The sequence below is a fragment of the Tenacibaculum sp. M1.3A genome, from assembly GCF_057732375.1.
Genome location: NZ_JBYJEF010000001.1, coordinates 137,692 through 159,148, shown reverse-complemented (window position 1 = coordinate 159,148; position 21,457 = coordinate 137,692). Strand labels below are relative to the sequence as shown.

The 21,457-nt window shown below is 30.1% G+C and carries 19 protein-coding genes and 1 riboswitch; of the genes, 6 read left to right on the top strand and 13 right to left on the bottom strand.

What is annotated here, in order from left to right; translation table 11 throughout:
* The first annotated feature begins 7 nt into the window (after positions 1 to 7).
* Both mazG and AC28QF_RS00720 read left to right on the top strand, forming a co-directional pair.
* Positions 8 to 787, top strand: a complete 780-nt coding sequence (gene mazG, locus AC28QF_RS00725) for a nucleoside triphosphate pyrophosphohydrolase (RefSeq protein WP_488200267.1) — start codon at positions 8 to 10, stop codon at positions 785 to 787.
* Positions 788 to 1,158: 371 nt separating this feature from the next.
* On the top strand, positions 1,159 to 1,884 hold the full coding sequence (locus tag AC28QF_RS00720; protein WP_488200268.1) for an SDR family NAD(P)-dependent oxidoreductase: 726 nt from the start codon (positions 1,159 to 1,161) through the stop codon (positions 1,882 to 1,884).
* Here the strand turns inward: AC28QF_RS00720 and priA are convergent.
* Complete coding sequence (gene priA, locus AC28QF_RS00715; protein WP_488200269.1) at positions 1,881 to 4,328, bottom strand: replication restart helicase PriA; 2,448 nt, start codon at positions 4,326 to 4,328, stop codon at positions 1,881 to 1,883. The two genes, AC28QF_RS00720 and priA, sit on opposite strands and share 4 nt — an antisense overlap.
* 169 nt (positions 4,329 to 4,497) lie before the next feature.
* Between priA and AC28QF_RS00710 the strand changes: the two genes are divergently transcribed.
* On the top strand, positions 4,498 to 5,355 hold the full coding sequence (locus AC28QF_RS00710) for an alpha/beta fold hydrolase (protein ID WP_488200270.1): 858 nt from the start codon (positions 4,498 to 4,500) through the stop codon (positions 5,353 to 5,355).
* Here the strand turns inward: AC28QF_RS00710 and AC28QF_RS00705 are convergent.
* Complete coding sequence (locus AC28QF_RS00705; RefSeq protein WP_218772605.1) at positions 5,348 to 5,566, bottom strand: VF530 family protein; 219 nt, start codon at positions 5,564 to 5,566, stop codon at positions 5,348 to 5,350. The two genes, AC28QF_RS00710 and AC28QF_RS00705, sit on opposite strands and share 8 nt — an antisense overlap.
* 30 nt (positions 5,567 to 5,596) lie before the next feature.
* On the bottom strand, positions 5,597 to 6,142 hold the full coding sequence (locus AC28QF_RS00700; RefSeq protein WP_488200271.1) for a TlpA family protein disulfide reductase: 546 nt from the start codon (positions 6,140 to 6,142) through the stop codon (positions 5,597 to 5,599).
* A gap of 137 nt (positions 6,143 to 6,279) precedes the next feature.
* Between AC28QF_RS00700 and gcvT the strand changes: the two genes are divergently transcribed.
* Positions 6,280 to 7,362: a glycine cleavage system aminomethyltransferase GcvT gene (gene gcvT, locus AC28QF_RS00695; RefSeq protein ID WP_488200272.1), complete on the top strand. Its 1,083-nt coding sequence runs from the start codon at positions 6,280 to 6,282 to the stop codon at positions 7,360 to 7,362.
* Between the two features lie 69 nt (positions 7,363 to 7,431).
* Here the strand turns inward: gcvT and AC28QF_RS00690 are convergent, their stop codons facing one another.
* From AC28QF_RS00690 to AC28QF_RS00675, 4 genes are read right to left on the bottom strand one after another with little or no spacing between them, the layout of a single operon-like run.
* Complete coding sequence (locus tag AC28QF_RS00690) at positions 7,432 to 8,544, bottom strand: efflux RND transporter periplasmic adaptor subunit (protein WP_488200273.1); 1,113 nt, start codon at positions 8,542 to 8,544, stop codon at positions 7,432 to 7,434.
* 36 nt (positions 8,545 to 8,580) lie between these two features.
* Complete coding sequence (locus AC28QF_RS00685; RefSeq protein ID WP_488200274.1) at positions 8,581 to 9,801, bottom strand: ABC transporter permease; 1,221 nt, start codon at positions 9,799 to 9,801, stop codon at positions 8,581 to 8,583.
* A gap of 2 nt (positions 9,802 to 9,803) precedes the next feature.
* On the bottom strand, positions 9,804 to 11,033 hold the full coding sequence (locus AC28QF_RS00680; protein ID WP_488200275.1) for an ABC transporter permease: 1,230 nt from the start codon (positions 11,031 to 11,033) through the stop codon (positions 9,804 to 9,806).
* 2 nt (positions 11,034 to 11,035) lie between these two features.
* Positions 11,036 to 11,725, bottom strand: coding sequence for an ABC transporter ATP-binding protein (locus tag AC28QF_RS00675; RefSeq protein ID WP_488200276.1), 690 nt, complete (start codon positions 11,723 to 11,725; stop codon positions 11,036 to 11,038).
* A gap of 161 nt (positions 11,726 to 11,886) precedes the next feature.
* Here AC28QF_RS00675 and AC28QF_RS00670 point away from each other — a divergent pair, with 161 nt between their 5' ends.
* Positions 11,887 to 12,300, top strand: coding sequence for a thiol-disulfide oxidoreductase DCC family protein (locus AC28QF_RS00670; RefSeq protein ID WP_488200277.1), 414 nt, complete (start codon positions 11,887 to 11,889; stop codon positions 12,298 to 12,300).
* A 75-nt stretch (positions 12,301 to 12,375) separates the two neighbouring features.
* Here AC28QF_RS00670 and AC28QF_RS00665 read toward each other — a convergent pair whose 3' ends face one another.
* Entirely contained in the window at positions 12,376 to 14,244 is a 1,869-nt protein-coding gene (locus AC28QF_RS00665; RefSeq protein WP_488200278.1) for a TonB-dependent receptor plug domain-containing protein, read from the bottom strand.
* Between the two features lie 92 nt (positions 14,245 to 14,336).
* A riboswitch (cobalamin riboswitch) is annotated at positions 14,337 to 14,535 on the bottom strand.
* A gap of 57 nt (positions 14,536 to 14,592) precedes the next feature.
* Here AC28QF_RS00665 and AC28QF_RS00660 point away from each other — a divergent pair.
* Positions 14,593 to 15,702: an ABC transporter substrate-binding protein gene (locus AC28QF_RS00660; RefSeq protein WP_488200279.1), complete on the top strand. Its 1,110-nt coding sequence runs from the start codon at positions 14,593 to 14,595 to the stop codon at positions 15,700 to 15,702.
* Between the two features lie 79 nt (positions 15,703 to 15,781).
* Here AC28QF_RS00660 and AC28QF_RS00655 read toward each other — a convergent pair whose 3' ends face one another.
* The 5 genes from AC28QF_RS00655 to AC28QF_RS00635 all read right to left on the bottom strand — a co-directional run bounded on the left by AC28QF_RS00655 (position 15,782) and on the right by AC28QF_RS00635 (position 21,456).
* Positions 15,782 to 16,390, bottom strand: a complete 609-nt coding sequence (locus AC28QF_RS00655) for an alpha-ketoglutarate-dependent dioxygenase AlkB family protein (protein WP_488200280.1) — start codon at positions 16,388 to 16,390, stop codon at positions 15,782 to 15,784.
* A gap of 56 nt (positions 16,391 to 16,446) precedes the next feature.
* Positions 16,447 to 17,625: a hypothetical protein gene (locus AC28QF_RS00650; protein WP_488200281.1), complete on the bottom strand. Its 1,179-nt coding sequence runs from the start codon at positions 17,623 to 17,625 to the stop codon at positions 16,447 to 16,449.
* A 59-nt stretch (positions 17,626 to 17,684) separates the two neighbouring features.
* Positions 17,685 to 20,135, bottom strand: a complete 2,451-nt coding sequence (locus tag AC28QF_RS00645) for a M1 family aminopeptidase (RefSeq protein ID WP_488200282.1) — start codon at positions 20,133 to 20,135, stop codon at positions 17,685 to 17,687.
* A gap of 119 nt (positions 20,136 to 20,254) precedes the next feature.
* Positions 20,255 to 20,851: a DUF4252 domain-containing protein gene (locus AC28QF_RS00640; RefSeq protein WP_488200283.1), complete on the bottom strand. Its 597-nt coding sequence runs from the start codon at positions 20,849 to 20,851 to the stop codon at positions 20,255 to 20,257.
* A gap of 74 nt (positions 20,852 to 20,925) precedes the next feature.
* Positions 20,926 to 21,456, bottom strand: a complete 531-nt coding sequence (locus tag AC28QF_RS00635) for a DUF4252 domain-containing protein (protein ID WP_488200284.1) — start codon at positions 21,454 to 21,456, stop codon at positions 20,926 to 20,928.
* Position 21,457 lies beyond the last annotated feature (1 nt).

Sequence of the window (21,457 nt, the reverse complement as noted above, 5' to 3'; positions counted from 1 at the left end):
ATAAATCATGAATACTCGTAAGCAGCAATTAGACGCCTTTAACCGTTTGTTAGATATTATGGATGAACTTCGTGAGAAGTGTCCGTGGGATAAAAAACAAACCTTAGAAAGTCTCCGTCATTTAACGATTGAAGAAACTTACGAACTAGGAGATGCAATTCTAGACAATGATTTACAAGAAATAAAAAATGAATTAGGCGATGTGTTATTACACATCGTCTTTTATGCTAAAATAGGTAGCGAAAAAAAGGCTTTTGATATTGCTGATGTTGCCAATTCTATTTCTGATAAATTAATTCACCGTCATCCACATATTTATGGGGATGTTAAAGTGAAAAATGAAGAAGAAGTAAAACAGAATTGGGAAAAACTAAAATTAAAAGAAGGTAAAACTTCGGTTTTAGAAGGCGTTCCTAAAAGTTTACCTGCGTTGGTAAAAGCAAGCCGCATTCAAGAAAAAGTTGCTGGTGTTGGTTTTGATTGGGAAGAACCACAGCAAGTTTGGGAAAAGGTACAAGAAGAAATTACCGAGCTAAACGAAGAAATAAAAGCTGGAAATAAAGAAAACATCGAAAAGGAATTTGGAGATGTGTTATTTTCTATGATTAACTACGCACGCTTTATTAAAGTAAATCCTGAGAATGCTTTAGAAAAAACGAATAAGAAATTTATCAATCGTTTTCAATATTTAGAAGCAGCAGCTAAAAAAGAAGGCAAAGAACTTTCTGACATGACTTTAGGTGAAATGGATGTGCATTGGGAAAATTCAAAAGAATTTTTCAGATAACACTTTGTCATTGCGTACAAAGTGAAGCAATCTCTCTATCAATAAACAAATCAACAAACTTTAGATCTGCCTCTAGTAACAGATTACTTCGTTATTCTTCCTTGTAATGACGTATAAAACTAGTCATTGCGAACACAGTACAGCAATCTCTATATCAATAAACAAAATAACAAACTTTAGATCTGCCTCTAGTAACAGATTACTTCGTTATTCTTTCTCGTAATGACGTATAAAACTAGTCATTGCGAACAAAGTGAACCAATCTCTATCAATAAAAAACACTTATCTTAAACTACTATTTAATTTTCTTAGTAAAAAGATTACTTCGTAATTCTTTCGCGTAATTATATTTCATTATGTATTTTTACTTTATGGATATAATTATTATTACAGGCGGTAGTAAAGGAATTGGAAAAGCATTGGCGAATAAATATGCTACAAATAACTACAAAGTATACTCTTTAGCTAGAACATCTTCTGATTTAAAAAATATAACTAATATTACTATAGATTTATCGAATCTTACAGAAACAGAAAACACTTTTAGCACTCTTTTAAAAGAAATTGTTAGTACCAATGTTTCCTCAATTACTTTAATTAATAATGCTGGCCGTTTAGGTAAAATATCTAATCTAGAAAATTTAAATCCAATCGATATTTCTAAAACAATTCAGCTAAACACTACTACTCCACTTATACTATCCAGTTTATTTATCAAACTAACAGAAAAGCTACGTTGTAAAAAACAGATTATTACTATTTCATCCGGTGCTGCGAAAAGTCCGTATCAAGGCTGGTCTATATACTGTACGTCAAAAGCTGCCATAGATATGATGACTAAAGCTATTGCTACGGAACAAATTGAAGTAGAAAATGGTGTGAAATGTAATGCTATATATCCTGGCGTTGTAGACACCAATATGCAATTTAAAATTAGAAGTACTAATAAAAATGATTTTAAGAGCTTACAACGTTTTGTTGATTTAAAAGAAAATAACGAATTATATACGCCTGAATTTGTAGCTGAAACTATTTATAAAGTAGATACTGAAAACCAATTAAAAAGCGGAGATATTGTTGATATTAGGGATTTTTAATAAGCATCCACATCAATAATAAAGCGGATAGGTCTGAAATCTTTTATACCTTCAAATGTGTTTCTCACCTTTTGTAATTGTTCTTTTGTTTTTGCCAACGATTGTTTCGGCGGAATTTTTATAATTAAATTCTTAATATATAAATTACGAACACGAGAAACTGCAGGAGCTGTTGGCCCCAATAGATTATCCTGAAAAACAATTTGTAATGATTTAGCCAACCAATTTACGCCGTTTTCTACACGATTATAATCCTTGTGCTTTAACGTAATTTTTATCAATCGAAAATATGGCGGGTATTGAAATTGCCAACGTTCTTGTAGTTGTTCCTTATACATCTCTGCATAATTTGCGGTAGAAACCTGCTGTAAAATTTGATGATACGGATTATACGTTTGTATCGCAACCTTACCTTGTTTTTTGCTTCTCCCTGCCCTACCTGATACTTGTACCATTAATTGATAGGCTTTTTCGTGCGCTCTAAAATCTGGGAAATTCAACATCGAATCGGCACTTAAAACACCTACTAACGATACGTTTTCAAAATCTAATCCTTTCGATAACATTTGCGTACCTACTAAAATATCAATTTCCTGCGCTTCAAAAGCACCAATTATTTTTTGATATCCGTATTTACCACGTGTAGTATCTAAATCCATTCTTCCGATTTTATACTTCGGAAAAAGTTCTTTTAATTCTAATTCAATCTGTTCGGTTCCAAATCCTTTCGTGTCTAGTGTTGCGCTACCACAAGCGCCACAGCTGTTAGGCATTGAACGTTGATAGTGACAGTAATGACATTTTAATTCACGTCGGAATTTATGAAAAGTTAAACTCACGTCACAATTTGGGCATTCGGGAGAAACACCACACGTTGTACACTCTACAACTGGTGAAAATCCACGGCGGTTTTGAAATAAAATTACTTGTTCTTTTTCTTCTAACGCCTCAGTGATCATTTTTAATAATCGATCAGAGAAATGACCTTTCATTTCCTTTTTGCGATGTTTTTCTTTTATATCAATCAGCTCAATTTTTGGTAGTTGAACATTTCCAAAACGCCTTGTTAATTCTACAAAACCATACTTGTTCTGCTGTGCATTATAATAACTTTCTAAAGACGGCGTAGCTGAGCCTAACAAAACTTTTGCTTTATGTAAATGCCCTAAAATTACTGCTGCATCGCGTGCATTATAACGTGGCGAAGGTTCAAATTGTTTGTATGAACTTTCATGTTCTTCATCAACAACTATTAATCCTAAATTAGAAAAAGGTAAAAAACCTGATGATCTAGCTCCTAATATGATTTGTGCTTTGGGTTTATTCTCTAACACGTTATTCCAAACTTCTACCCGTTCATTCATAGAATATTTTGAGTGGAATACTGATATAAAGCTTCCAAAATAACGTTGCAAACGCGTAATTATTTGTGTTGTTAAAGCTATTTCGGGTAATAAAAACAATACTTGCTTGCCTTCTGCAATAACCTCTTTTATCAGTTTTACATATATTTCTGTTTTTCCAGAACTGGTAACTCCGTGTAATAACGTTACATTCTGAGTCTCAAAAGAGGTTTTTATTTCATTAAAAGCTTGCTGCTGAAATTCGTTTAATTCTTTTATTTGGTTAGTTTCACCTTTAAAATTAATTCGATCTGTTTGAATTTCATAAAACTCAAAAATCTCTTTATCCACTAATGCTTTTAAAACTGCGGATGAAGTGCCCGATTTGTCTTCTAATTCTTTACTCTTTATTGGTTTTTTAGAAACTGATAATTGAAAATAAGTCAATAAAGCTTCTCGTTGTTTTTTTGCTCTAGAAAGCTCTTCTAACAAACTCTGCAAAGCTTCATTTGAGGTGTATTTCGAATTTAAACGAACATACTTGACCAATTTCGGTTTATATGTTTCGTAAATTTCTTCTTTAATAAAAGCGGCTTCTTTGTTTATCAATCCATCGATAATAGGCAAAACCGTTTTCTTACCTAAAATATCTGCTACCTGGTGAATGGTTATTTGCGAATGATGCTGTAATGCTTCAAAAATTAAAAACTCTGAATCTGTTAAACTTGCTTCATCAGTAAAAGTTTCGTTTTTATAAATAATCGTTTCACTTTCTAACAAGAAAGCCGATGGTAATGCTGCTCTATAAACATCTCCTAAAGAACACATATAATAACTAGAAATCCATTCCCAATGTTTTAATTGACGCTCCGTTACAATAGGTTTTTCATCTAAAATTTGATGAATGTCTTTTGCCTCGTATAATTCAGGTGCATTTTGATGAATATTAAACACCAAAGCAGTATAAATTTTACTTTTACCAAAAGAAACAGCTACTCGCATTCCTTTTTTAAGAAATGAAAATTCTGCCTCATTTACCGAATATGTAAATGTTTTTTTTAACGGAATTGGTAATATGACGTCGATAAAATATGGTGTCACTTCGAGTGATTTTATGATTGAAATGAATAAAATTATATCGAGAAGTATTTTATTCTGTTCTCTATATAATTTTAATTTTCTCTTATCTATTCAAATATTTTTTTACTAGAACTGATAATATCAAAACTACGCAAAAATCACTACATTGTAAACAGAAAAATCTATAATTATGACTTCATCTGCATGGAAATCGAAAGGTAAAATTATAAAAATAAATAATCGAAATATTTTTATGATTGATGAAGGTAATCATGAAAATACTTTGGTTATTTTACACGGATATCCAACTTCTTCTTTCGATTATTATAAAGCTTTGCCTTATTTAACAAAACAGTATCGAGTTATTATTCACGATCATTTAGGCTTTGGCTTTTCTGATAAACCTTTAGATTATTCTTATTCATTAATTGAACAAGCAGATACGGCTTTGCTCTTATGGGAAAAGCTCAGTTTACAAAATGTTACTTTACTAGCGCACGATTACGGAACAAGTATTGCTACCGAAATTATTGCGCGTACCAATATGAATCAAGTAAATATTACGATAGATAAATTGATTTTATGCAATGGAAGCATGCATATTGAATTGGCAAAACTAAGAACAATTCAGAAATTATTAAAGAGTAAAATTACAGGAAAATGGATCGCAAAATTGGCGAATCAAGCTCTTTTTAATCGAAATATAAGGAATATATATTTTGATACATCTAAAGTTTCTAAGACTGAGTTAAACGAAATGTGGTTTCAAATTAATTATAATAAAGGACGGAATGTGATTCACTTATTAAGTAATTATATAAACGAACGTTATTATTTTTGGCATCGTTGGATTGGAGCTTTAACACAAACTAATATTGAAACTAAAATTGTTTGGGCAACACACGATCCGATTGCTGTAAAAAAAATTGCTGAGTTACTGCATAAAGAAATACCTAACAATACATTATTTTGGTTACAAAACACAGGACACTTTCCTATGTTAGAAAACCCTAAAGAATGGAGTAAATTGGTGCTAGAACCTAACTAATATACTCTAAGTACAACGCTTCTACTTTAGTTCTTGCCCAAGGAGTAGTTCTTAAAAACTTTAACCCAGATTTGTAAGTAGGATTATTTTTAAAAGCATTAATCTTTAAAATTTCACCTAACTCTTCCCAACCATATTCTAAATATAATTCTTCTAGCATGGTGGCTAATTTTATTCCGTGAAGCGGATTATTTGGTTGTTCTTGACTCATAGTATGTTTAAAACGACAAAAGTAAAGTTTCTACTTGATTAATTCGTCTAATAACTCTCTAACTTTAGCACTATTCCAATTTGCTGGTCCTTTTTTATTGGTAACAATGTTTCCTTTTTTATCAATAATAAAAGTAGCAGGTATCGAATTACTTTTTAATTGCTCAGGAACTTTACTCAAGGTATTATAATTTGGTAAATTATGGCTGTTTTCAATGTAAAAATCATCAATAACAGTCCAATTTTCATTACTTACAAAGATAAAGGTTACTTTATCTTTGTAATCGTCATATAATTTCTGAATGCTTGGTATTTCAGCAATACAAGGCGGACACCATGTTGCCCAAAAATTTATGAAAACAACCTTATTTTTGGTTTTATTAAAATCAATATTTGCTGTATTTAATCCTTTTAAATTCCAATTGTAATCCGATAATTTTTCTTGCTTATCATCAGTAATAACCGAAGGAGAAAAAGAAATTAACCGTATAAAATATACTTTCGTTGGCGGATACAACAATAATCCTATTATAACCACAAATACAATATTATAAATCGTTTTTTTGGTAAACTTCATTGTTAGTTATTTATACTCCTCAAATGTACCACTCTTGTTGATAATTTACTTCTTAAAATATTAAATTGAATGACACTATTTGTTTGTCATATTTTCGATATTTTAGCAGTACTTTTTATAAAACAAACAACATTAAAATGAAAAATACTGCATTAACACATATTCATGAAGCTTTAGGTGCTAAAATAGTTCCGTTTGCGGGTTACAACATGCCTGTACAATACGAAGGTATAAATATAGAACACGAAACCGTAAGAAAAGGCGTTGGTGTTTTTGATGTAAGCCACATGGGGGAATTTTTCTTAAAAGGAGAAAACGCTTTGGCTTTAATTCAGAAAATAGCATCTAATGATGCTTCTAAATTAGTTCCTGGTAAAGCACAATATAGCTGTATGCCAAATGCTGATGGAGGAATTGTAGATGATTTAATTATTTATATGATTGCCGAAAACGAATATATGTTAGTGGTCAATGCTTCTAATATTGAAAAAGATTGGAACTGGATCTCTAAACACAACGATTTAAAAGTTGAAATGGAAGATCGTTCTGATGATTGGTCTTTATTAGCTATTCAAGGCCCAAAAGCTGTTGAAGCTATGCAATCGTTAACGTCAGTAAACTTATCTACTATTAAGTTTTATACTTTCGAGATTACTGATTTTGCAGGAATATCTGATGTAGTTGTTTCTGCTACTGGTTATACTGGTTCTGGCGGATTTGAAATTTATGTTAAGAACAAAGATGTTGAACAACTTTGGAAAAAAGTTTTTGAAGCAGGTGCAGAATGGGATATTAAACCTATTGGTTTAGCAGCTCGTGATACTTTACGTTTAGAAATGGGATATTGTTTATATGGTAATGATATTGATGACACAACATCTCCTTTAGAAGCTGGTTTAGGTTGGATTACAAAGTTTACGAAAGACTTTGTAAATGCTGAAGCTTTAAAAGCACAAAAAGAAGCAGGTGTTACCAAAAAATTAGTTGCCTTTGAATTAACAGAACGTGGTGTTCCTCGTCATGATTATGAAATAGTTGATGCTAATGGAAATAATATTGGTAGAGTTACTTCTGGTACCATGAGTCCTTCTTTAGGAATAGGAATTGGTTTAGGATATGTAACCAAAGAACTTTCTAAAGTATATTCTGAAATTTTTATTCAAGTTCGTAAAAAACAAATTCCTGCAAAGGTGGTTAAATTACCTTTCTATAAAGGATAATTTTTAATATAAAGCATAAAAAAGCAACTCATTTGAGTTGCTTTTTTTATGTATAAGAAATAATTAGTCTTAATTATTTCCTTTTTTAGATGCTTCTTTAGATACTTTATTCCATATTTTAATTTCATCGGTTGCTGTAACTCCCTCTAAAATTTCAACATTTACTCCGTCAGACAGTCCTAATTTAACATCTTTCTTTTCATATTCCTGATCACCTGTTTTTATTTCAATATATGGTTTTTCAGTTTTTCTGTCGAATTGTAATAATGCTTCTTTAATAGATAAAACACTATCTCTTCTTGCTAAAACAATTTCAGCGTTTGCACTATAACCTGCTCTAATAAAGTGAGAGTCATCTAAAGTTACATCTGCTTTAATTTTAAATTGCACAGCTCCTCCTTCATCTGTTCCTTTTGGAGCGATAAAGTTTAATACTGCTGGGAATTTTTTATCTTCAATAGCGCCTAAAGCTACTTCAATTTTTGTTCCTTTTACTAATTTACCAACTTCTGATTCATCAACCTGACCTTCAAAAATCATTTTAGTCATATCTGCAATACGAGCAATCGTAGTACCGGCGTTAAAATCGTTTGTTTGTGTTACTTGATATCCTTTTTTAACAGGAATCTCTACAATCATACCATCAGTAGTAGCTCTAATGCTTGTGTTTGCTGCACTACCTAAACCTGATGTGGTACCTTTTTTAATGATATCCATATCTGATTGTGCGTTTGCTAAGTTTTGTCTTGAATTGTTAAAACTTAATTCAGAATTTTCAAACTGCTGACGAGAAATTACTCCTTTGTTAAAAAGACTTTTATCTCTATTAAATTGATTTTCTGCATTGTTAAATGACAACCTCGCATTTTTAACAATACCATTAGCTCTGTTTAAAGACGCTACGTTTGGTACTACTCTTACTGTTGCTATTAAATCTCCTGCCTTAACAATTGCTCCTTCTACCACAGCAATCTTATCAATAATACCTGCTATTTGAGGTTTAATTTCAACCTCTTCTAAAGGAACTACTTTACCAGTAGCAACACTCTTTTTAACAATTGTAGCTTTAAAAGCTTTTTCTGTTTTATATTCTATTGGTGAAGCGCTGTTCTTCTTTCCAAACCATATTAACACTAGTACCAATGCTAACGCTATTCCGCCAAAGATGATTATTTTTTTCATTTTTATCTATTTATATTCTTGTTAATTGATTCTTTTTTATTCTTCTCTTAATGCTTCAATTGGCTGTATGACTGTAGCCATATATGCTGGTATAAATCCTATAAATGTACCTAGTATTATTAAAACAGCATACGCAATTAATACGATTGGTATGTTTACTGTGGGGTTTGTTAAAATATCTGCCATATCAATTAGCATCAAAATTAAACCACCTGCAATGATACCTAGTGACCCTGCTAATAAGGTTAAAAAAATTGATTCTAATATAATTTGCTGACGAATCATAATAGGTGTTGCTCCTAATGCTCTTCGAATACCAATTTCTTTTGTACGTTCTTTAACTGTAATTAATAAAATATTACCAATTGCAAATACTCCTGCAATTAATGTTGCTATGCCTACAAACCATGTTAAAAACTGCATTCCTGTTAAAAAACCGGTTACTTTGGCTATTTCTTTTCCTAAATTAAACCCGTTAAAAGCACGGCTATCATCAGGGTGAATTTTATGAATACTTTTTAATAATCCTTTAACATCTGTTTCTACTTGTTCGATATCAAAACCTTCTTTACCGGTTATCATCATCCATTGAAACTTGTTACCTGAATTGTAAACTAAACGAAAAGTGCTAAACGGAATATGTACAGTGTTACCTCTTCCTCCTATTCTACCTGGCTTATATACTCCTATAACTTTATAACCAATATTATTTACTTTTAAATAAGTACCTAAAACTTCTTCTTCTTTATCAAATAACTGCTCGTAAACATCGTCACTTATTACACAAACTTTTTTGTTTTCGATAATATCATTTTGATTGATAAAACGACCTTCAATTAAATTTTTCTTTTGAACTTTATCTAATAGCGGATAATCACCAAAAATAGTAAGGTTTGCTGTTTTTAATCCGTTTACAACCAAACCTCCGGTAGCATTTCTTGGCACTACAAATTCTATACCTTTAACTTCTGTTTTAATTTTTTCAACATCGCTTGTTGTTAATTGTATTTGTCTACCTTCTTGAAAACCTTTAAAGGCTTTTGATGTTCTACCACCCGCCATAAAAACACTGTTGGTTGCAAAATCACCAAACATACTGTTAAAACCGTTTTCAATTCCTTTAGCAGCACCTAACAATCCTACAAGAAGTAGAATTCCCCAAAAGGCTCCAAAAATTGTAATTGCAGTTCTGGTTTTATTCTTACGAATACTTTCGTAAATTTCTTGCCATACATCTTTATCAAATAGAAATTTCATAATTAATCTGCTCTTAAGGCTACTATTGGTTTAATTTGTGCTGCTTTTTTTGCTGGTAAATAACCTGCAATTACTCCTGCTAATATCAATGTTATGGTAGCTCCTACTACAACTGGTGTTGATACTCCTGGATTTAAAATAAAATACTTTTCTAAACTTGGTCCAACGAGCTCTAAAATACCTACTCCAATTACCAATCCTAAATATCCTGCTAAAGCCGTTATTAAAATTGATTCTAACATAATCATTGTTATAATAGAGTTTGGTTTTGCTCCTATGGCCTTTCTAATTCCTAATTCCTTAGTACGTTCTTTTACCACGTATACCATAATATTACTTATACCTACTACTCCTGCAATTAAAGTTCCTAAACCAATTATTAAGATTAAAATACCTAAACCAACCATCATACTAGATACTTCTTTGTTATCTGATGCATAATTGTTTACTCTAATACCTCTTTGGTCATTTGGATCTATTTCGTGTTTTTTCTTTAATTCACGAAGCATTTTGTTTCCAAAGGTAATAGCCTCATCAATACTTAATTTTGGGTTGTACGTTAATCCGAAGTCACCAATATGGTCATTATTTCCATAAATTTGCTGCATAGTTGTAAATGGTGTATAAATATAACGCTCATCACTATCGCCTCCTGGATCAGAAAAAACACCGATTACTTTATACATAATTCCGCCAATATTTAACTGCTTACCAAAAGCACTTAATTGACCGAATAAATCTTTTTCAACCATGCGGCCGATAACAATTACTTTCGATTTTTCTTTTAAATCTCTAAAATTTAAAAAACGCCCTTCTGTTACTTCGGCTGATTCTAATATATCGTATTGAGGATATACACCTCTAATTGTATAATTATCTTCCTCTGTTTTATAAACTACTTTTGAGCTTCTTTGTATACGCGGACTAATCATTTGAATTTTATCAGAATATTCTTCCTTTAAAAACTCAAAATCATCATTTTTAAATTGAATTCTTCGTCCAACCTGGTGTCCTTTATATGCTTTAGTTGTGCTGTTTGAACTGATGTAAATTGAATTAATGGCATCTTTTGCAAACTGATCTTTAAAGGTATTTTGAAGTCCGTTACCAATACCAAAAAGTAAGGTAAATAATAAAATAGCAAAGGCAACCGTAAAACCCGATAATATAGATCGTAGTTTATTTTTACTTATGCTTTGAAATATTTCCCTCCAAGTATCTATATCAAACATAATTAAATTGCTTTTGCTTTGGTGTATTCATCACTTATAATAACACCGTCTTTTAAACGTACAATTCTATTGGTTTGTTCTGCAACTTCCTCTTCGTGTGTAATAACAAAAACAGTCATTCCTTCATCATTAATTTCTTGTAATAAACCCATAACAGAATCTGTTGTAGAAGAATCTAATGCTCCTGTTGGTTCATCTGCCAATACTACTTTTGGTTTTGTTACTAATGCTCTGGCAATTGCAACACGTTGTTTTTGACCACCCGAAAGCTCGTTTGGTAAATGATGCGCCCAATCTTTTAAACCTACTTTTTCTAGGTAGTTTAATGCAATTTCTAAACGTTCTTTTCTAGCAACTCCTTTGTAATATAAAGGCAATGCCACGTTTTCTAATGCTGTTTTGTATGATATTAAATTAAATGACTGAAAAATGAATCCTAAGAACTTATTACGTAAGATTGCTGCTTTTTTCTCATTTAAATTTTCAATTAACTCACCGTTTAAATAATACTTACCTTCATCGTGTGTATCTAATAAACCAACAATGTTTAATAAGGTTGATTTACCTGATCCTGAAGACCCCATAATCGAAACAAATTCACCTTCTTTTATGTGTAAATCTAATCCTTTTAAAACATGAAGTGAGTCTTTACCTATTGGATAGGATTTGTGTAGGTTTTCTATTCGAATCATTGCTTGGTTAATTTTATAAAAATCTAAATTAAATACTGATAATTAGCTTATTACTAATTTTGTGTTAAATCATTATTTACTTTCTTACAAGACGCCTAATTTTGATTTATGTTACAAAATATTACATTATTTTTAAATTTAATTATAATAAAAACACCTAAATGATTGATTTACCAAAGGATAAGGAGATAATTTTATTTGACGGAATTTGTAATTTTTGCAATAATACTGTGTTAACAATTATCCGTTTTGATAAAAACAACAAATTTGTATTTGCTTCTTTACAATCTGATATTGGAAAAAAAATAACAAATCATTTGGGTATAGATACTTTAAAAGTTGATGCTATTATTTTATACGCCCCAAATATTTCTTACGAGATTAAATCTACTGCTGCTCTAAAAATTATGAATACGTTTGGTGGTTTGTGGAAACTTACACAAGTTTTCTTACTGATACCTGAAGGCATACGAAATCTAGTCTATGATTTTATCGCTAAAAATAGGTACAATTGGTTTGGTAAAAAAGATGCATGTATGATTCCTACTAAAAATATTAGTGACAAATTTTTATAAAAAAATCCTACCAATTAAGGTAGGATTTTCTCTTCTTTTTCTTTTTTCTATTTACTTTGCAATTCTCCCTCTTTATTAAAACTTAACTTTTAATCCTAAATTATAATTTCTTCCTCTAGCTGTATATGCACTTACATCTTGAAAATTATCATTTAATAAATTTGTTACACTTCCGAAGAAAGTTACTTTATCTTTTAATACTTTATGGTTTATAAAAAAATCAACTACACTATATGAATCTAAAAGACCACCAAAAGTTTCTCTTTCTCCGGTAAATCTGTATGTTGCATTCACAAAAGTTTTCGAAGCCAATTGATAATTAATATTTGCTCCAAATTTTTGTTTTGGTAAATTAGTAACACTTACACCACCATCAATATTAGTATAAGTATAATCTGCCGAAAATGATAATTGTTTTAAAGGATTGTAAGTTATACCTGCTTCAATACCTTTTAAGTTAAAAGTACCTATATTGTTTAAGTATTTACCAGCATTCCAAACTACTTTATCTGTTTCTTCTCTATAAAAATATGTTGCATTTAAAGTTACATTATCTAAAACATCAAACTCAAAACCTCCTTCTATCGTAAAATCTTTTTCAGGTGTTAACTCATCAACGCTATCTGCTTTATTAAATATTTCAGTTAATGTTGGTGTTATAAATGCAGTACCGTAAGAAGCGAAAAGTTTTAAATTTTTATCTTCTAAGACTTTTAAATTATAAGATGGGTTTAGATTATAAACAAAATGGTTTCCATACTCATTATGAATATTCATACGAACACCTCCATTTATATTAAATCCAAAATCAGAATTATAGTTTAACGATACGTAAGGATCATAAAAACTTTGTTTTGCAGTTCCTTTTTCAATAACGCCATCTTGTAACATGTCTTGATATTGTCCTGTAATACCTGTTAAAAAAGAAAACTGATTAGAAACTCTGTAATTATTAAATACATCAAATCCTTTTACTTCTCCTTGGTAAATACTACCTCCAAAAGAATTCGATTCTCTGTCTATTTCTGTATAAAAACCTCTCACTTTTAACTCTCCTTTCGCATAACTAAAATCAGTTGTGAATACAGCTCTGTTCTGTTTACTTTCAGAAAAGAAATCAGCATCTTCTGCTGGATAAGAAGAATCAAACTCATTATTAAACTTATTAAAGCTTCCTTGAATACCAACTTTAACTTTATTATTAATTTCATATCCTATCTTTAATAAAGCATTTTGTCGGTAGAACTTATCTTCTTTATTAGCCGTGCTATTTAAGCTTTCTATTGCTGATAAACCAGATGAACTATTTGAATTTAAACCTAATAAATAAGTTACCTTATCTATTTTTCCTTTAAAGTTAAAATTAGCTTGTAACTCGTCTCCTGCTATTTTTGTGTGTTCTGCAGATCTATTACTACCTAATGAAGTTGTAAAAGTTCCTTCAAATTCTTTTTGTGAACCTTTCTTTAAAATAATATTAATTACACCCGCAGCAGCTCCCGAACCATATAACACTGAAGAAGCTCCTTTTAAAACCTCTATAGATTCTATTTGATTTAAATCTAATTGTCTTAAATCAAAATCTCCTGCAATAGATGAAGGATCATTTACGTTAATACCATCAATTAACACAGCTGTTTGCTTGTTTCTACCACCTCTAATATAAACTCCTAAATTTTGACCTCTATTACTCTGAGCACCATTAATTTCAATACCAGGAATTTCATTTAATAATTGTGTTAATGATTTTCCTTGCCTCTCTTCAATCTCTTTTGAAGTTAGTTTGTAAACTATTTTTCCAATGTTCTTTTTATTCATCTTAGTTTTAGTTGCTGTAACTACAACTTCATCTAAATTTTCAGTTTTTTCTTGCTCTTGAGCAATAATTTTTGTGCTTGCAAATAAAGATGCAATAGCACCAACAATTAGTAATTGTTTGTTCATTTTTAATGATTTAATTTTTACAATTAATCAGGTAAATTTTTTGTACAGTACAGAATAGTATTAAGTACAATAACCTTTATCCCGAAAGTTTTTACTTTTTTTTGATTTTGGCAGGTCTCCTGACTTGCGTCTTGTAACTTACCTTCCCATTTTTTTTAAAAACAGTGGTAAAAGTGATAGTTACAAGCTTTATAGCTCACAGTTGCGGGAACAGTTTTGGATTTTAACCAAATTCCCTTTTAATTTCTTAAAGAAGATTTCTTTAACAAAACCAAATTCGCGTCAAATGTAGTTTAAAAATTGGTATTACAAAATAGTTTTGTATCCTTGTTGCAAAAAATAAAACCTATGAAAACTACAATTCTAAGAAAATCCCTTTTTCTTATTTTTTGTTTTTTAATAATATCTTGTAAATCAGAAAAAAAAGAACAAATATTAGAGACCCAAAGTACTATAACTAATGCTTTGGGTTTCGATTTATTTAAAGAAAATAATCAAACCAAATTGATTATTAAAACTCCGTATCCAAAATCTAAAGAAACATTTACTTATAGTTTAGGTAATTATAATAGTAATATAAAAACTCCTGTTAATAAAATAGTAGTTACGTCAACTACTCATATCCCTATATTAGAATTACTAAACAAAGAAAAAACTTTAATCGGTTTTCCACATACAAAATATGTTTCTTCAGAAAAAACAAGAGTTTTAATTGATAGTGGTTACATAAGAGAGCTAGGTAAAGAACAATCTTTAAATACCGAAATTTTAATAGATATTAAACCAGATGTAGTTGTTGCTTTTTCGATGGGAAAAACAAATAAAACATTAAACACCATTAAAAATGCAGGAATCCCAGTTATTATAAACGGTGATTGGCTTGAAGAAACACCGCTTGGTAGAGCTGAATGGATTAAAGTTTTTGGAGCTTTGTATAACGAAAATGAAAAAGCAGATAGTATTTTTAATACGATTAAAAAGAATTATTTAAAAGCTATTAAAATCGCTAAAAAAGCAACAAAAAAACCAACAGTACTTTCTGGCGCTGTTATGAGTAAGGATATTTGGAATTTACCTGCCGGAGAAAGCTTTGTAGCTCAGTATTTAAAAGATGCTAATCTTGAATATTTATGGAAAAACACAAAAGGAAAAGGGAGTTTATCACTAAGTTTTGAAAGTATTTTAGATAAAGGTAAAAATGCTGATTTTTGGATTGCCCCAGGGTATTTTACCTCTAAAGAACAAATGTTAAACAGTAATAAACACTACGCCGAGTTCAAGGCCTTTAAAAATGACAATGTATACTCTCCTGCTTTGAAAAAAGGTAAAACAGGAGGTGTTTTATATTTCGAATTAGCTCCTACTCGACCTGATTTAGTTTTAAAAGATGTTATAAAAATTACACATCCTGAGCTATTACCAAACTATAAACTAACCTTTTTCGAAAAAATGAAATAAGTGTAGATTGGTTTTTAATGTAAAAGCTGATAATTGTCTAACGTAAAACACAAAAAACAGCACTTATTTATAATCAATATTACTTATCAATAGTTCGAAAAGTTAAATTAATTCGTGGGCGGTGTATTTTTTTTGTTGGTGGCAAACGATGTAACCAGTGCGTTTGAGTTTCATCTTTCATTACCAATAAAGATCCATGTTCTAATACTTTATAAACCGTTTCTTTCGTTTCTTTATGTTTAAAACCAAACTTGCGCTCGGCTCCTAAACTTAAAGAAGCAATAGCTCCTTGTTCTTTTAAATCCTTTTCACCATCGCTATGCCAAGCCATTCCTTCAGATCCGTCGTGGTATAAATTTAGTAAGCAAGAATTGTAAGTTTCGTTTGTTTCTTTTTCTACTAATTCCTTTAACTCTAACAATTCTTTTGTAAAAAGTAATGCTGTTTTTGTGCTGTTAGAATAAGAGTATTCGAAAGGTTTATCGGCGTACCAAGCTACTTTTCTTTTGGTGAAAATTTGCTTTCCGAATATAATAGCTTCATCATTTTTCCATTCTATGGAATCTAATAAAATATTATAATAAGCTTCCGCTTTTACGCTAGATAAAACTAATCCGTAGTAATTTACAGTCCCGTCTTTTGGAAGTAAGTTATGAGGAAAATCAGTAAATTGTGAGAATAAATCCATCGATTATAAAAATAAAAAAACTCCCGCTTAAAACAGGAGTTTTCATAATATTTATTTTAATTTCTAAACTTATTACGCGAAATAATATGCTTTAACCTTTCCTTTAAATCTGTTCCTGTATCGTATACCATTTGTTCATTTGAAGGAAAATGCACCGATTTTAACTTTGTTAAATTAAAAAATGATTTATCTAAAGCTCTTCTATCACCATCATAATTAGCGTAACTATGTTCGAAAACAAATTCGCTTTCAATAGGAAAACTTTCTATTAATTGATCGGTTGCGTTGTTATAAAACTTAACAACACCCGTAACTTTACTACTCTTAGATTGCGTAAAACGATACAACTTACATCTAATATTTTTAAATTTATCTACCTTAATTTTATTACCTAAACTATCTTTAACGTAAATACCTTTAGTGTTTTTTAAATACTTAAAACCATCTTTTAGTTGTTTCTCTTTTATAATTTCTTTTTCATGAATTTGTTCAGGAGAAATATCAATTCTTCTAAGATTAAGTTCTAAATCAAAATCATAGTTAATTTGTTCGTTTTTTCTAGAGTGATATACCGTCCATAAATCATTTAAACCATAAGTATCCATAGCCAATAAATCATTTTCTAATCTTCTTGGTATTGTTTGATTGGTTTCATTACTTACTGATAAAAAAACATAATCTGTACCTTTAACATGCGCTTCTTCTATTAGTTTTCTGGTGTTTTTATAATTCGAATTAATCTTATCTAAATGCTGTAACTCATTAAAAGCGCTTCTATAATTCATTTTATTTCTACGACCTTCTTTTAAGAATGCTACTCCGTTTTCATATAAAAAATCAGAATAATTTTCTTTAGACTGAATAATATCATTGTCGTAATTCGTTAATTTAAAACGTGCTTTTTTTAAAGGCAATAAAGGTTTTATCTTTTCTTGTCTACTATTTAAACGATTATATAAATCGTAAATAGTTTTTAAGTTTTCAGCCTTATTTTCTTTCTTTAAAAAGGCAATTTTCGATAAATCTCTATCACTTGCTTTTTTAAAAGCATTTTGCAACATTACAACATATGGCTGGTTTTTTTCTTTAAACTTATTTTTAGCCAAGTTTTTAACAGATAATGCTATTGCTTTATCGTAATCTCCAGAATTAATTGCTTTTTCAGTTGTTTTAATGCTACTACAAGAAATTGTAACAAAAACTATAAAGATTAACAGTAAGGTAATTTTTTTCATGTATTTTAGTTTGGTTAGAGTAGGCAATTATAATGCCATTACGACGATTAATATGGGATTTACTCTAACAATTTTGCCATTGCTATTTTAATAACTTCAATATTATTATTTTTATTTGGTTTATTTGCTTCTTTTTGTTTTTGCACTACTTGACGTAACAAATTTATACCTACTTTATCGAAATTGTATTGTTTGTACTGAATTCCTTTCGAAACAATATCATCTGCTAAGTTTTTTATAGCAGCAGTATTATTACTTTTTGCAATTTTTTCATAAGCCTTTTTATACAAGGTTTGTATTTTTTTATTTTGACTTAAATACATTCCCGACATCACATTACTTGCTATAAAAGTTAATTCATCATCATCATTTTCTTCTAAATAAATACGTGTTAAAGGCGTTGCTATAATCTTTTTTACCGCATCAGGCAAAGTTTTAGATTTTGCAATAGCCAACGCTTTATCTACATAATACATTCCTACTAACGACTTTCCTAAAACAGCATATGACTTACTTGTTAAACCATTCTCAAAAACCGATTTTAACTCAGTATCTGTTAATTTACCTAAGGTTTCTATAGCTGCTGCTTGTACAAGTGTTTTAGAATCGTTGTTTGCAATTTGCTTTATTACCTCAATTTCTCTTTTTTTAGAGTTCTTATTTACCAAATTGATGTTTTCTAAGGCTAATATTCTAATTTTATAAAACTCATCGTTCATTGCATTGGCAATCGCATCAAAAGCTTTGGTATCATCTTGCTGTCTTTTAGCAATTTCTAACAAAGCTTCTTTTTTATGCATGTAACTCTCTGCATATTTTAATTGATGAATATAATCACTCAATATTTTATTTTCATTTATATCGCATAACAAAACTGCATTCGCATTTACCTGAATTAAATCTGGCTGCTTTGTAAACGGGAAAGTAAAAGAAGCCTCTTTGCTTTCTACAAAAACAGTATGTCTTGTTCGTTTGCTGCCTTCAAAGACATCTATCGCAAAAGGAAATTTAAACTCATAATCTTGGTTCTGAATAATATTTACAGTAACCGTTTTTCTTAATTTATTAAAATCATAAGATATTTCTAACTGCGGATGTCCACTATTAAAATACCATTGATTAAAAAACCAATTTAAATCCTTTCCACTTACTTCTTCAAAAGCCAATCGTAATTGATGCGCTTCTCCTGTACCGTATTTATTTGTAGTTAAATAGTTGTTTAAACCTGCATAAAAAGCTTCATTTCCTAAATAATTTCGCAACATATGTAAAATTGCGCCACCTTTGTTATAACTAACCGCATCAAACATATCTTCTTTGTCTTGGTAGTTAAAACGCACTAAATGTTTATCAAAATTCTGACCGTTTTTATACCCTTCAGTATCTTCTAACAAATGAGCATCAGCATCATTTTTTCCATATTTATATTCACGCCATAAATATTCGCTGTAGTTTGCAAAACTTTCATTTACGGTAAGATTACTCCAACTCTCTGCGGTTACTAAATCGCCAAACCAATGATGAAAAGCTTCGTGAGCAATTGTATTTTCTTGTATGTTTTCATCAATTAATTGCCCTGGCATTTGGTAGGCATTTTCTCCGTGAATAACAGCGGTAGTATTTTCCATCGCGCCACTTACATAATCACGCCCAACAATTTGCGCATATTTATTCCACGGATATTCGATACCAGTAATTTTAGAGAAAAAAGCTAACATTTCTGGGGTTTTACCAAAAATTTCTTTCGCATAAGGAGCGTATTCTTTTTCTACATAATAATTTACAGGAATATTTTTATAGGTGTCTTTAACAATTTCATACTCTCCTACGCCCATAAAAAATAAATACGGCGCATGTTTTTGTGTGAAATTCCAATAATCGGTTCTTGTACCGTTTGTATTCGTTGTTTGGTTTTCTAACTTTCCGTTAGAAAGGGTTACGTATTTATTGGGAACAGTAATATAAATTTCTTGTGATGTTTTCTGATTTGGAGCATCTATTGTTGGAAACCAGCAACTACTTGCCTCTGTTTCACCTTGTGTCCAAATTTGTGTTGGTTTGTTTTTATCCAATCCTGTTGGATTTATAAAATACAATCCTTTGGCTGATGTAATCGCTGCACTTCCTTTTTGCTGTACTTTTTCTGGACGAGCGGTATATTTTATATAAACGGTAAATTCTTCGTTACGTTTATATGCGCGAGGTAAATCGATAATCAACTTATAATTATCGTAATTATGGTCTAATGCTTCTGAATTCATTGTTATTTTATGAATAACCATTGCTTTAGCATCTAACGTTAATTTACCTGTTTCATAAAAATGAGGTTTTACTGTTAGCCATACTTCTCCATTCAGCTGTTTTTCTTTAAAGTTAAAATCAACCTTTAATTTTGTGTGAATTAAATCGTGAACTTTATCTTTCTCACCTCGATACGTATTCTCTACTTGTGCAAAAAGTGATAACGTAAAAAGTGCAACTATTAATGTAAGGGTTATTTGAAACTTCATAAAATACTTTCGTTTGAGCATCAAAAATAAGCAAATCTATTGGGAGGCTTGTTAATGAGTCGTTAAAAAGAAAAAGCCATCAATAAATTGATGGCTTTTAGTTATTTTATACTAGTTTTTTAGTTAGAAGCTTCTGCTGTATCTTCTTCAGTAACTTGTTTTTTATTTTTCATTGGTATTGTATTTCCTAGCAGTGCTTTGAACTTACTTAAATCTAAATCACCGCCATCTACTTTTGCTTTCTGCATCATTTGCATAATCTTACCAGGGTTCATATTATCACCTAAAATACGCGCAATACCTACTCCCATTTCTTTACCATAACCAAAAACAACAATTTCATCAATAGCATCTGTTTCACCCGAATAATAGATTGTTGCATGCATACCATCTTTTTTAAAGTTGATTAATTTTTTATAATCAGAGCTTTTTAAAATCTTTTTTAACTTTCCTTTTTCCTCTTCATAAGTTACTTCATCAGTATCTTTATAAGGCAAACCTGTTAAATTTACTTTACGAATGCTTTCAAATGCTTTTTTATCTTCTTCGGATGCTTTATCCATACTTAACTGTAGTATGCTCGCAGGAACATCTAAAGTTATAAAGCCTTTTTTATCCTGACTGTCTACTAAATAACTTTGCAATGAAGCTTCTTTTTTACATGAAACCGTTACAAATGAGATTGCTAATAATGAATATATAAATAGTTTTTTCATTGTAATTTTTATTTTTGAATTAATTAAAAAAATAGGGTTAAAAATTTTATTTCTTAACCCTATAGAAGAAAGTATTACTTGCTACTAACTTTTACTTTTACATTATTATCTTTCGAAAATGTTTCTGCTAGTTTCGACATTTTATTAATATCGATAGTTCCTGTTAAAGAAACAATAACCGATTCTACTCCACCTTTTTTAGATCCTTTGTCTTTTACAAACATTAAAACTTCACTAACAAAATCTTTGTTTTTTGTGGTTTTAACGTAAATTTTAACTCTAGAATCTTTGTCTTTAATACGCATTAATTCGGTTAAGTTACTTTTACTTACTGCAGATTTTACCATGCTTTCCATTTGCGAAGCAACACTAGCATTTTCTGTTGTAAATATTTTTAACTCATTTAATTCTTTTACCATATTAAAAACTTCTACAGCTTCATTATCTCCTGAACCTACATTGAATTTCGATAGCATTTCAAAAGCGTCTTTGTTTACAACTACTGATGAAACGTCATCTATATCTTCTAGCTTATCAAACATTGATTGTCCGAAACTTAAGTTTGCCGTGAATACGAATGCGAATATTATAATTATTTTTTTCATG